Source organism: Secundilactobacillus yichangensis, from assembly GCF_016861565.1.
In the GTDB taxonomy this organism is placed as follows: domain Bacteria; phylum Bacillota; class Bacilli; order Lactobacillales; family Lactobacillaceae; genus Secundilactobacillus; species Secundilactobacillus yichangensis.
The window spans coordinates 22,397-35,218 of sequence record NZ_BOLK01000015.1 but is presented as its reverse complement, the minus strand read 5'-3'; the positions used below and the strand labels follow the sequence as shown (position 1 = coordinate 35,218).

Genomic DNA, 12,822 nt, shown 5'->3' with positions numbered 1-12,822 from the left:
GAGGTAACTATGGAAAGTTTAGTAAAGGACTTCTTTGAAGAAGTTGAAGCTGAAAAATATGAAACGCAAAATTTCGGCAGCAGTTTAGCTGAAATCAAAAAAAATGGTGCAACTAAGTCGCTTGAACCAATGGTTAATATGATGGTTAAGGCAATTGATGGTAATCAATTAGCCCAAGCGACGTTAACCCTAACGGATACGGATATTCAGGTGCACTTGGAAACCAGTATTGTGAATTTACCGCTGCGTTATCTGAACGCCATGAAGAAGATGTTAGCAGATGATGATACACTGCCTGTCAGCATTTACAGTATTATTGAATCACCGGACATTAATTCGTCTTCTTTGCGAATCGATAAAGTTGCCTCTGCGGATGATTTTGTCAGCCACAAAGGGGATATGGCAGCAGCCATTGCAACCTGGTTAGAGAAACAGTTAGACCAGATCAAGGAGAACCAGGAAAAGAAGGATGAAGACGGCGATAAAGACACCCAAGCTGCCAATTAATGCCTCGTTGATTTGCTTCTGGCTTCGATCCGTGCTATGATGTTTTACATGCGATGAGTCGAGAATATCACGTCGCTAGCAATAGCGGTTTGCGCAAGCAACTAGGTGATTTTTTTGCACAGCAGGCAATGTAACACCGCCGGATTTGCGGCTGCCTTGGTTCAAAGGAAATGTGGATTTTTGAGAACCCATTTAGTTTCGGCTAAGTGGCTGTATGGGCGCCCCAGCAATGGGGCGTCTTTTTATTTGGTCATTAAATGAGAGAAACCCGCTTATCAGTGATTGAACTGATAGACGGACTCTTTTTGAATTTGAAATTGATTCCACGAATAAAATGAAGTATCCCCCTTGCGACCAACGTTTACCTCTGCTACATTTGAGACAAACGTATCATGTATCCGAATGGGGGAGTGTCCAATGAAAAGGGTAATTATGGCATTAACAACGGGACTTATACTAGGTGGTTTAGGAGCAGCTGCAATACCAACGGCTGTGAACGCGGCCACGACTTGGAAAGTAGTGAAGACAAAGAATTATAGTGATGTCGCCTACTACGTAAAAACGACGAAAAACGAATATATGTGGGATTTGAAGCATACTAAGAAGATCCATAATCTGAAACATTATCCGCGAACAACCTGGTACGTCTATAAGCGAGTGAAGCTTCAGCAGGGCAAGAAATCGGGCTATTATTATCAGGTGACGAATAATAACGGTAAAATTAAGGGCTTAGTTTACCGTTCGTATCTAACTAAGGGAGATAATCCTGATGACGCCTTTGCCCACAGTATAATAGTGAAATCCTATGGCGGTGGGCTAGCGGGAATTAAATCAGTGCGTGAAGGCGCTAAACTGCAAGCGGATATTCTCGCGCTGTTTCCAGGAACGATACTGAATACCAGCTATTCTAACGATGCCCGTAATGATCTGAATGCAGGTGTCAGCAAGACGGCCACGTATTCAAAACTCAATAAAAATGCTACAGCAATCGGTATCTTTACGCCGTATAACTGGACTGGCACGACGAGTAAAACGGATTATACCAAATTAGCCACGTCGGTTTTGAATGCACAGGGATATACAGCTTCAAAGCGGGTGAAGTATAAGGGGTATCAAATCGGTATTTATGCAACACCGCACGGGTATACTTCTGATTATCATACTTGGCCAAGCGGCTACGGTTCATTTGGAATTTATCTCGTACCGACTGGGGACTCAAAGCTGTTTTAGGGGGAATTTAGGATGTCAGTGATCAGTACGGTCTTAGTAATGATTGTCGCAGTGGAAGCACTGTTGATTTTAATTTTAGAAATGTTTGGTTCTCAGTCAGCGGCTGCTCAGAAAGCCTTTGGTTTTTCCGCCGAATATCAGCACCGACCTGAAACGAGAACCACGATGGCCAACATTGGCTTATATAACGGTTTTGTGGGTGTCGGCTTGCTGTTCATGCGTTTCGGATTGCCTGCGGATGCAATGACCGCCGGGTGTTTGCTGTTTACTGGATTTGTATTTATTGCCGGTATCTTTGGCAGTCTAACGGTTAACCGTCAAATCATGTGGACCCAGGGAATTCCTGGATTATTTGCCTTTTTGAGTTTGCTGTTTTTCAAGTAAAGCACGGGCTAGAAAGCTGTCATCAAAGGTATCTTCACGTTGGAGGTATTGTTTACCAAATTCATCCAGCTGACCGTGAAAATCCTGTGCCATTTTGAAAGTAAAATTACGGGGTAAAGTGATTTGTGACTTCAGGTGCTGATAGGTGTCAGTTCGCTGGTAGCCCAGATGTTTGAACAGCCGGCGAGTATATGAATCGGCGATGAAAGCTGGCAGATCAAAAATGTAAACTAGGTAGACGTCGGCGGTTTCCTGGCCAACGCCAGGCAGCGCCAGCAGCTGTTTACGAAGCTCAGCTTGAGATGTACTTGAAGCCACGCCAGAATAATCCCAGTGACGGTCATTAAACCACTGGAAAACGTTATGGATAGCTTTAGCTTTATTACGGTAGAAACCGCTGGCTCGAATCAATTCAATTAATTCAGTCTGTGATAACGACAACACCGCTTCGGGATCTAACCCGGTGCGGTGTTTTAAGTTATTTAGACCCACATCAGCATTTTGCCAGGCGGTGTTTTGGACTAAAATGGCGCCAACGATAATATCGCGCTTATCATCTGCAGGCCACCATCCTGATGGTCCCATATGGTTAAGCAAGGTCTGGTATAGCCAATTGATATCGATTGAAATAATGAAGGCCTTCTTTCTGCAAGAATAGTGCTATACCCATATTTTAACTGATTTAAGCAGTGGCGACTAAAAAATACCTCCTTATTCCGGTTATTTCGGAATAGGGAGGTAAATTATTTAAGGTTAATGTTACCCCGGCTGTACACCTGAAAAATCACTCTTGGTTGGCATCGATTTCCTTCTGCACGGTATTAAGTAACTGCGTTAACTTAGTGGCTTCAGCGTCTGACAAAGGGTCTTCTAACAGAATATTCATCTGCGTAAATGCTTTCTGAATGTTTTCAACTAAATCGGTACCCGCCTGTGTCAGTGAGAGAAGTTTCGTTCGTTCGTTTTCCGCTGGAATCGTACGGACGATTAGGTTACGACGAACTAATCCCTTTAATAGGTTGGTGACACTGGCTTCTTGACGGTTGAGGTAGTGTGCAATGTCACGTTGCATACTATCAGGGTGACTAGAAATAAAATTGATAGCCCGCGCCTGATCTGAATTAAGGTCTAACGAGCGAAGTTCTTGGTTCAAATACTGGGTCTCAAAACTTGCAATACGATGAATTAAACTAGCAGTAGTTTTACTATTCAAGGTTGCCCCCTCCTCTGATATTATAATTCTATAATTCGACTGTAGAATACCAGTATATGCTTGCAATCACAACCATAAAGACTTGATTTTGACAAATAAATATCAATCTGTTGACGTTACAACGCTTTAAAAGCCTTAGTTTTAGCGGGTATTAAGCGAATACTGATTATAATATTACAAAAATATTACATTCGAATAAACAGTTCCAACTAAGTGTCTGATTCCCAAAAAGCAGGAATCACAACCCCAATTGTTTGGAAGTGTGATTCCTGCTTGCTCAAACAGTTGTGCTTATCTCACTGGATTAGCATTAACAGCTGTCTTCATTTGTTTGGTGTAGTCAGTTAATTTTGCGGGTGCTTGACGACCGTATTCGGCTACGATGTTGACGCAGGCACTGCCGACGATGGCACCGTCAGCAATTTGCGCCATTTCAGTGGCTTGTTCTGGTGTATGAATCCCAAAACCAATGGCAGTTGGCACATCGGTAACCTTACGGATCCGGTTAACTAGGTCAGCTAAGCCGTTAGCAAATTCGCTTCGTTCACCAGTAACGCCCAATGATGAAACCACGTAGATAAAGCCGGTAGCAGCAGCGGCAATTTTTTCGATCCGGTCACCAGAAATTGGGGTGACCAACGGAATCAGATCCACGTTATGTTTCTCAGCAATTGGCGCTAATTCACCCCGTTCTTCAAGTGGCATATCCGGGATGACTAAGCCGTAGATGCCGAGCTCTTCGCAGCGAGCTGTAAATGCCTCATACCCATAACGGAAGACGATGTTTAAGTAGGTTAAAAAGACTAGCGGAACGTCAGTCTGCTTACGAACTGCTTTGACCATGTCGAAAATCGTGTCCATCGGTAAATCAGGATCTTCCTTTAAGGCCCGCAGATCAGCAGCCTGAATGACCGGACCATCAGCGATTGGATCTGAGAAAGGGATTCCTAATTCAACAATGTCTGCTCCGCCATTAGCCAGGGCAACCACGTTATTGACGGTGCCGTCAAAGTCCGGGTCGTTAGCAGCCACGAACGGGATGAAAGCTTTTTGATTTTTAAAGGCATCAGTTAATTTACTCATCGATATCCACTCCTCTGTATTTAGCAATTGATGCGACGTCTTTGTCGCCCCGACCGGAGAGGGTGCAGACAATGATTTGATCCTTACGCATCTTTGGTGCAATTTTTTCAACGTAGGCAACGGCATGGCAGCTTTCGATAGCAGCGACGATGCCTTCCGTTTTGGCGATGTATTCAAAGGCCTGAACGGCTTCGTCATCAGTGATACCTACATATTGGGCACGGCCAGTCTTAGCCAGGTAAGCGTGTTCTGGACCAACACCTGGATAATCAAGACCAGCTGAAATTGAGTAGACTGGGTTGATTTGACCAGTTTCGTTTTGCAGGAACATGGACTTCATGCCGTGGAAAATTCCATCGGATCCCCGTTCAACGGTAGCGGCGGTGAGTTCAGTTTCAACACCCTTACCAGCAGCTTCAGCACCGACTAATTGAACGCTTGGATCATCGATGTAGTTAGCGAATGAGCCAATGGCGTTTGAGCCGCCACCGACACAGGCAACCACCATGTCAGGTAATTTACCGGTCTTTTCCTTGAGCTGCTTCTTTGATTCTTGACTGATCACCGATTGAAAGTCCCGAACCATCAGTGGGTAAGGATGCGGACCAGTAGCTGAACCCATGAGATAGAAGGTGTCATCCACCCGCTTAGTCCAGTCCTGCAGTGCCGCGTTGATGGCATCTTTCAAGACCATAGAACCACTGGTAACGGGGTGCACCTTGGCACCTAACAATTCCATCCGGTAGACGTTTAGCCGTTGACGGTCAGTATCTTTCTTCCCCATGAAGATTTCGCATTCCATCCCGAAGTAAGCGGCAATCGTAGCAGTCGCCACACCGTGTTGGCCAGCACCAGTTTCAGCAATCAAACGGGTTTTACCCATGTGCTTTGCCAGTAAGGCTTGACCGATCACGTTGTTGATCTTATGGGCACCAGTATGGTTGAGGTCTTCACGTTTTAAGTAAATTTGAGCACCGCCAAGGTCTTTGGTCATGCGTTCTGCGTAGTACAGCAACGAAGGCCGGTTAGCGTAGTCCACTAACAGATCATGGAGTTCGGTTTTGAATTCTGGATCATTCTTGTAATGCTCGTAAGCTTTAGTCATGCGATCCAGTTCGTTCATCAAAGTTTCAGGAATATATTGACCACCGTATTCGCCGTAGCGACCGGAAGTATTTTTGTTAAGTTTCAAATTAAGTTCAGTCATTGATAAGTTTCCTTTCATTAATTAGCATGAGTAGTTGCAACGATTGCGCGAATCTTGTCGGGATCTTTTTGGCCGTTGGTTTCAACACCGCTGGAGACGTCAACAACATCTGGATGAACGGTGGCAATGGCCGTGGTAACGTTGTCAGGGGTAAGACCCCCAGCAAGGATAAATGGTCGCGGTGCTTTTGGTACTCGTGTCCAATCTAGGGCGATCCCAGAACCATTCCCGCTATCCAGCATCACGTAATCAGCTGCAGTCGGGGTAATTTCGGCATTTGGTTTAAAGACTTGAAAGACGGTTGCGCCAGCTGCTTTTAGTGCTTTCACCGTATCTTCGGATTCATTGCCATGCGTTTGGACGATTTGAATCGCACCGCTGCGATAAATGGCTAACATGTTTTCAAGCGGTTCATTAACGAACACGCCAGCAGTAGGAATTGACGGATCAAGCAGTTGCCGGAATTTTAAGGCAGTTGCCAGTGAGATCTGACGGCGACTTTTCGCAAATACAAAACCAGCGAAATCCGGGTGCACTTCATTAACTACCCGCGTATCTTGTTCTCGCATTAACCCACAGATTTTGATTTGCGTCATGTCATCACACTCCCAACAATTGCGTAATTTTGTCAGCTTTATCAGGTGCAGTCATCAAGGCTTCGCCAATCAAGATACCGTTCATATGGTTTTCTTCCATTACTTTCACGTCGTCTCGGGTATGAATCCCGCTTTCGGCAACGAAGGCAATGTTATTAGGAACCAGTTTACGTAGCTTGATGCTGTTATTCAGTGATACGTCAAAGGTTCTAAGGTCGCGGTTATTGACCCCAATCAACTTAGCACCCACATCTACGGCACGTTGCAGTTCCTGTTCATCATGTGCTTCAACCAAAGCGGCTAAGCCCAGTTCATGTGCCAGTTTAAAGTAGTCTTTCAGCTGCTGATCACTGAGAATTGCTACTATTAATAGTACGATGCTGGCGCCGGCTGCTTTAGCTTGATAGAGCATGTACGGATCAATAACGAAATCTTTTCGCAGAACAGGAACACTGACGTTGGCTGCAATTTCTTGCAGGTAGTGAATGTCACCCTTAAAGTAATCGGGTTCGGTGAGCACTGAAATGGCGCTGACACCGTGCCGGTCATAATCTTCGGCAATCTCTAAGTAGGGGAACTGTTTTGCAATCAGTCCCTTAGATGGCGAAGCTTTTTTAACTTCACCGATCAAATGAATACCAGGTGCATTGAAGCGGTCGTATACCGCTTGTGGATCCTTAGTCGGCGTTGCGGCTGCTTTAGCTTTCATGTCGTCAACTGAAACAACTTCTTTTTCACGTTGGAGGCGGCGTTTTGTGGCTGCCACAAGGTCGTCTAGAATCATGCTACCTGTGCTCCTTTCGTTAAGTCGATTAATTCGTTTAATTTCTTTTCAGCGGCGCCACTGTCAATCACTTCAGCGGCTTTCTTAACGGCACCTTCCATGGTTAACTCTGGATGAGCAGTGTAGAGTGCCAAGCCGGCGTTCAAGAGAACGATATCGCGCTTTGGACCAGGCTTGCCAGCCAGGACATCGCGAGTGATCTGCGCGTTGTCAGCAGGTGTGCCGCCAACGATGTCTTGCTTTTCAGCACGCTTCAAACCAAATTGTTCTGGGGTGATGGTGTAAGACTTGAAATCGTCACCACGAACTTCAACCACGTGGGTTGGTGCGGAAATGGAAGCTTCATCTAAACCATCAGTACCATGAATAACTAAAGCATTTTTAACACCTAACTCGTGAAGTACGTGTGCCATTGGTTCTAGAAGCTCATCATCATAGACACCCAGTAGCTGCATTCCTGCGTGAGCTGGGTTGGCTAATGGCCCAAGGACGTTGAATAAGGTTCGAATACCCAGCGTTTTACGAACGGGAGCCACAAAGCGCATGGCCTTGTGATATTCCTGTGCGAATAAGAAGCAGATGCCGATTTGATTTAAGATATCTTCACTGGCTTCTGGTGTGACGTTGATGTTCACACCTAAGGCTTCAAGCACATCAGCGGCACCGCTCTTAGATGAAGCGGCCCGGTTACCGTGCTTAGCAACTGGCGTACCAGCAGCTGCGGCAACTAATGATGAAGTGGTTGAAATGTTGAATGAGTTGGCGTGATCACCACCAGTACCGACGATTTCAAGAACCGGTTCCCCGGCTTTAAAGGTTAAAGCGTGATCTCTCATTGAGTTGGCGGCACCAGCAATTTCTTGCACGGTCTCGTGTTTGACTGTTAAAGCGGTCAGTAAACTTGAAATTTGAATGTCATTAGCTTTGCCATCCATGATCTCGTTCATCACGTCGTTCATTTCGTCAAAGGTTAAATCGGTACGGCCTGCTACTTTAGTAATTGCGTTTTCAATTGTCATTGTCATGGTAAATTCCTCCAGTTTATTGTCAGTTCGTGTTCATCAATTGAGTTGATTCAGCTGAGAGGCTTTGCCATCGTTTCTGGTTATTAGTGTTTGTCATTTTTAAGATCTCCTTTGGGAATAGAAAAATCCGCCCATAACATGAACGCTACGAATAGCGTTTATATTAAGGACGGAGTTTATTTCCGCGGTGCCACCTTAATTTGATGCAGGGACTTTACCCTCGCATCACCCTTAGCGAAATGCGTAATCACATTTCCGACAACTGACGTATGTCTGTACGTGCTCCCGTACTCGGAATCTTTCGGGGCGCCCCTCCGTGGTCCATTTAATTACCTGCGTTCGGTCGCACTCTCAGCTACGGCGGCTCTCTTTACGTGCACGATAATCTTGATCTCCACATCATTGGTTTGTATGAGCGAATTTGTTTGATTGACAATAGATTAAAACTTTATGAAAATATTGTCAACACTTTTTCTTAAATTTAATTTTATGCAAGCTTGCCAAGCGCCATTGCAACGCGAATTTGAGCTAAATAATTTTTTATAATCTGTTTGCCAACTTCAGCGTCAGTCATGATGGATTCGGGATGGAATTGCACACCGTAAACTTGGTTAGCTTCATCAGCCACGGCTTGGATCGTACCGTCGTCAGCTGTTGCTGTTACGGTTAAATCTTCCGGCATGGTCGATGGCTCAATTACCAGCGAGTGGTATCGGGCTGCTTCAAATTGAGTGGGGCAGTCTTTAAACATTTCAGCATGGCCTTGTTGGGTCATGAGTGACGGCTTGCCGTGCATCAGTTTTGGTGCATGAACCACTTGGGCACCATAGGCTTCACCAATGGATTGGTGACCAAGACAAACACCTAGGATGGGTACTCGGCCAATAAAGACGCGAAGAATCTGCATCATATTACCGGCGTCTTCTGGCCGACCGGGACCCGGAGAAAGAATGATACCGGTCGGATGCTTAGCTATCATGTCATCAGCTGTGAGTTCATCGTTTTTAACTACGGTGATGGGCTCCTCACTGAGAGTTCCAATGAGTTGATACAGGTTATAGGTGAAACTATCGTAATTATCAATTAGATAAAGCATGAGCGACGCCTCCTTGATCTGCTGTGTTGATGGCATTAACCACCGCGCGGGCCTTGTTGTTAAATTCCTGATACTCGTATTTGGCGATACTGTCAGCCACGATACCGGCTCCGGAATGAACCACGATTTGGTTACCCTTCCGGTAGGTCAGCCGGATACCGATACAAAGGTCCAAGTCACCGCTGAAATCCAGGTAACCTAGGCAGCCACCGTAAACCCCACGTTTGCGGTTTTCCAGTTTGGAGATGATCTGCATAGCGGATATCTTCGGCGCGCCTGATAAGGTACCGGCAGGTAGAACCGCGTTGACGATGTCCATGGCGGATGCTTTGGGATTAGCGGTACTTTCCACCGTTGAACCTAGGTGCATGACGTTGGCGAACTTCAATAGGTTACGGGTCTTCGTGACCTTTACAGAACCGAATTGACTGACAACGCCTAAGTCATTGCGCCCGAGATCGATTAGCATGTTATGTTCGGATTTCTCCTTCTCGGAAGTTTGCAGTTCATGGGCAAACTTATCGTCTTCTTCTTTGGTAGCACCCCGCCGGCGAGTGCCAGCTAACGGATAAGTGAAAAGGGTGTTGCCACGTTTGGTGATCAGTGTTTCTGGGGATGCGCCCAGCGTTTCAAAATCGCGGTGGTGGAAATAGAACTGATAGGGGCTTGGACTATCCCTAAACAGCGTTGGCGCAACGCCCAGCAAGGAACCGCTCATTGCAGCCTGTTGCGGATTTGAAAAAATCAGCTGGAAAATGTCGCCGTCCACAATGTGCTTTTGGGCAGTCGCCACCCGTTTTGAAAATTCTTCAAGACTGAATTGGAAATGGAAAGGTTCTGTTAGCGCAAACCGTGGTAATGGTTTCGGTTGAGCGTTGAGAATTAATTGCTGCAGTCGTTTTAAGTCGGCCATGACGCCATCATAGCGCTCAGCGAGTTCGTTAGTCGGAACGATCTGACTGATGGTGACCTTTTGCTGGCGATGGTTGTAGGCAATTACTCGGTCGACCAGCAATAAATCTGCATCATCTAGGTTCATTGGATCAGCCACCTGCTGTTTAAGTGCGGTGGTGGCATACTTGGCATAATCGTAGCTGAAGTAGCCGATCAAGCCACCGGTAAATGGTGGTAAACCAGGAATAAGGGGTGCTTGATGCTGCTTTAAAATATTTTCCAAGATTGGTTTTAAATCCGCTTTTTTAGTGGTTGTTTCGCCACCTTCAACCGTGGTGGTCAGGACACCGTCACGGTAGGTGAAGGTTTGCTTAGGGGCTAAACCAATGAAGGTGTAACCATCTTCGGTCTTCTTGGGCTTCCCGGTCAATAGGAAACCGGGTTCTTGAGCTTTCTTTAAGGCGTTGAATAAGGTTACGGCGTCAAAGGTTGGCAACTGAAACTCTAAAGTAACTGGTGCAGCTGGATAACCTTTAGCGGCGGTGAGCAGTTCGTTTAATGTCATAGTGAATTCCTCCAAATTTTAGTGTTTACTAAGGTCAGATACATTTAATTTTGGAGTTTGCCATCGCTTTTGAATGCGGGTAGTCATGGACAGGATCCTCCTTCGTGAATACATTGCTGAAACGCGTTCGAGAAAACTGAGACCTGCATGTAAGGAACTTAAAACATAAATCCAAGACCGGGATTTTTGTTCCAAGTCCCTTACACTCCGGTCTCAAAACGTTTTTTCTCACGCTCTGCAACAAAAAACTCCGCCCATAACATGAAACGCTACAAATAGCGTTTAAGTTAAGGACGGAGTTTAAATTCCGCGGTGCCACCTTAATTTGATGCAGGGACTTCTCCCTCGCATCACCCTTAGCGAAATGCGTAATCACATTTCCGACAACTGACGTATGTCTGTACGTTTTCTCGTACTTGCCGGCTTCTATAGCCGAAACGTGTTCCAGCTGGCAGAGAGCTATGTGTAAGCTAATTTAAGCATAAATCCAAAACCGGGATTTTCGCTTAAACTAGCTTACACGCCGCTCTCTAAACGCCAGCCTTCACACTCTGATCTTTCAGAGAAACCCTCTGTGGTCCATTTAACTACCTGCGTTCGGTCGCACTCTCAGCTACGGCGGCTCTCTTTACGTGCACGGTAATCTTGATCTCCACATCATCGGTTTGTATGGACGGTGTTTAATTGGCACTTACATTACGCAATAATTTAAAATTTGTCAAGTTGATAGATGAAGTGACTTACGAAATTCTCATAATCATTAATAAAAGATCGTTGCTTTTATCATAAATGCTAAGCATCCCTTTAATGTAAGAATGCATATTCACCTTTATTCATTTAGGAGTTTTAACGGATACATTGCCAGCTAATAAGGAATCATTCATCAGGATACCGTAAAATAGGCGATATCAGCCCTGGATAATATTTTAAAAATTAATTAATGTGTAAGAAAGACCGCTAATATGCAGTTTTAGACGACTTCTTGAAAATTAAATGAGATTAAAATCGGATTAATACTTGACAGAATAATTCTAATAGTTTATTGTTCTATACAACAAATCAAAACAGCAAAGGGAGTTTCAATTATGATACTGAATACGAAAGCATTAAACCGACAATTAAATCGATTTAGCTACTATTGGTCAATGTAGTGTCTACACCGGACAGGTTGCAGGCACGCATCACTGCAATCTGTGCGGCCAATAGTTTTTCAAGTATCATTGCCGGTCACACAGAAAGTTTTCAAAACACTGTGTGACACGGAAAGCTCCGTTGTTATAAATTAGACGTCAAAACGTCTCGCAGTGTTTTGTGAAAACAAAACATTACGAGACGTTTTTATTTTGGTTAGAACTTTAAGAAGGTGACAAATTGGTTGATGCACACACAAGTTTATACGGCTTTATCGCTAAACCCGCGCGGCACAGTTTGTCGCCGCTGATTCACAACACGAGTTTTCAGACGCTAGGCCTCAACAGCGTTTACCTCGCATTCGACGTTGAACAGTCACAGTTCAAAACCGCTGTCCAATCGCTGCGAGCGCTGCCGATTCTCGGTATTAACGTGTCGATGCCATATAAGCAGCAAATTATTGAATTTCTCGATGAGCTGACCCCGGTGGCTAAACAACTGGGGGCCGTTAACACCGTCATTAACCAAGAGGGTCATTTAGTTGGTGACAGTACGGACGGTGAGGGGTTCATTCATGCATTACGGGATGAGCAGATCAATGTGAAAGGTAAGCAAGTAGCGGTATTAGGCGCTGGCGGTGCCGGGCGAGCAGTTATCCTGGCAACGGTCAACGAAGGCGCTGAAGTGACAGTCTTTAAACGGCAAAACAGCACGTTTAATGAATTGCAGCAACGGCTTACCAGCTGGTCAGATCGAATTCGGGTCTTACCCTATGAAGATGAGGTTCAAATGGCAGCAATTCTTCAGGAAGCGGACGTTGTCGTCAATACCACTAATCTCGGTATGGCAGATGATAAGCGTAGCCCAGTTTCACCACCGGTAATGAAGGTCCTTCATTCTGGGCAGATGGTTGCCGATGCAATCTATGCACCGCTTGAAACACCATTTTTAGCCCAAGCTAAACAGCAGGGCTGCCGCACGATGAACGGCCTTGGCATGCTGGTACAGCAGGCAGCGGGTTCATTTAACCGCTGGACGCACCAGCAAATGCCAATTGATAAAGTCAAAGACGCAATTACACAACAACTAGAACACACCAAAAAGTGA

General features: G+C 45.4%; 13 protein-coding genes. 4 read left to right on the top strand and 9 right to left on the bottom strand.

The window, feature by feature from the left end; all coding sequences use genetic code 11:
- Nucleotides 1-9 precede the first annotated feature (9 nt).
- The 3 genes from JUE95_RS10715 to JUE95_RS10705 all read left to right on the top strand — a co-directional run bounded on the left by JUE95_RS10715 (nt 10) and on the right by JUE95_RS10705 (nt 2,121).
- Nucleotides 10-507, top strand: coding sequence for a hypothetical protein (locus JUE95_RS10715; protein ID WP_203651439.1), 498 nt, complete (start codon nt 10-12; stop codon nt 505-507).
- A 417-nt stretch (nt 508-924) separates the two neighbouring features.
- Complete coding sequence (locus tag JUE95_RS10710; RefSeq protein WP_203651438.1) at nt 925-1,737, top strand: hypothetical protein; 813 nt, start codon at nt 925-927, stop codon at nt 1,735-1,737.
- Between the two features lie 12 nt (nt 1,738-1,749).
- Nucleotides 1,750-2,121, top strand: a complete 372-nt coding sequence (locus JUE95_RS10705) for a DUF1304 domain-containing protein (RefSeq protein ID WP_203651437.1) — start codon at nt 1,750-1,752, stop codon at nt 2,119-2,121.
- On the opposite strand, the gene JUE95_RS10700 is transcribed toward JUE95_RS10705, so the two are convergent.
- The 9 genes from JUE95_RS10700 to JUE95_RS10660 all read right to left on the bottom strand — a co-directional run bounded on the left by JUE95_RS10700 (nt 2,086) and on the right by JUE95_RS10660 (nt 10,584).
- Complete coding sequence (locus JUE95_RS10700; protein ID WP_203651435.1) at nt 2,086-2,706, bottom strand: endonuclease III domain-containing protein; 621 nt, start codon at nt 2,704-2,706, stop codon at nt 2,086-2,088. The genes JUE95_RS10705 and JUE95_RS10700 overlap by 36 nt on opposite strands.
- 199 nt (nt 2,707-2,905) lie before the next feature.
- Complete coding sequence (locus JUE95_RS10695) at nt 2,906-3,334, bottom strand: MarR family winged helix-turn-helix transcriptional regulator (RefSeq protein WP_203651433.1); 429 nt, start codon at nt 3,332-3,334, stop codon at nt 2,906-2,908.
- 291 nt (nt 3,335-3,625) lie between these two features.
- Complete coding sequence (trpA, locus tag JUE95_RS10690; protein ID WP_203651431.1) at nt 3,626-4,417, bottom strand: tryptophan synthase subunit alpha; 792 nt, start codon at nt 4,415-4,417, stop codon at nt 3,626-3,628.
- Nucleotides 4,410-5,624 carry a tryptophan synthase subunit beta gene (gene trpB / locus JUE95_RS10685; protein WP_203651429.1) on the bottom strand — a complete coding sequence of 405 codons (1,215 nt, stop codon included), beginning with the start codon at nt 5,622-5,624 and terminating at the stop codon, nt 4,410-4,412. The genes trpA and trpB overlap by 8 nt, the downstream gene beginning before the upstream one ends.
- A 17-nt stretch (nt 5,625-5,641) precedes the next feature.
- The gene (locus tag JUE95_RS10680; protein WP_203651428.1) at nt 5,642-6,220 is read right to left on the bottom strand and encodes a phosphoribosylanthranilate isomerase; all 579 of its coding nucleotides are present in this window, start codon (nt 6,218-6,220) and stop codon (nt 5,642-5,644) included.
- Nucleotides 6,221-6,224: 4 nt separating this feature from the next.
- The gene (gene trpC / locus JUE95_RS10675; RefSeq protein WP_203651427.1) at nt 6,225-7,004 is read right to left on the bottom strand and encodes an indole-3-glycerol phosphate synthase TrpC; all 780 of its coding nucleotides are present in this window, start codon (nt 7,002-7,004) and stop codon (nt 6,225-6,227) included.
- The gene (gene trpD / locus JUE95_RS10670) at nt 7,001-8,023 is read right to left on the bottom strand and encodes an anthranilate phosphoribosyltransferase (protein WP_203651474.1); all 1,023 of its coding nucleotides are present in this window, start codon (nt 8,021-8,023) and stop codon (nt 7,001-7,003) included. Before trpD ends, trpC begins: the two co-directional genes overlap by 4 nt.
- Nucleotides 8,024-8,516: 493 nt before the next feature.
- Entirely contained in the window at nt 8,517-9,125 is a 609-nt protein-coding gene (locus tag JUE95_RS10665; RefSeq protein WP_203651426.1) for an anthranilate synthase component II, read from the bottom strand.
- Entirely contained in the window at nt 9,109-10,584 is a 1,476-nt protein-coding gene (locus JUE95_RS10660) for an anthranilate synthase component I family protein (protein ID WP_203651425.1), read from the bottom strand. The genes JUE95_RS10665 and JUE95_RS10660 overlap by 17 nt, the downstream gene beginning before the upstream one ends.
- Nucleotides 10,585-11,955: 1,371 nt before the next feature.
- Here JUE95_RS10660 and JUE95_RS10655 point away from each other — a divergent pair.
- On the top strand, nt 11,956-12,822 hold the full coding sequence (locus JUE95_RS10655) for a shikimate dehydrogenase (RefSeq protein WP_203651424.1): 867 nt from the start codon (nt 11,956-11,958) through the stop codon (nt 12,820-12,822).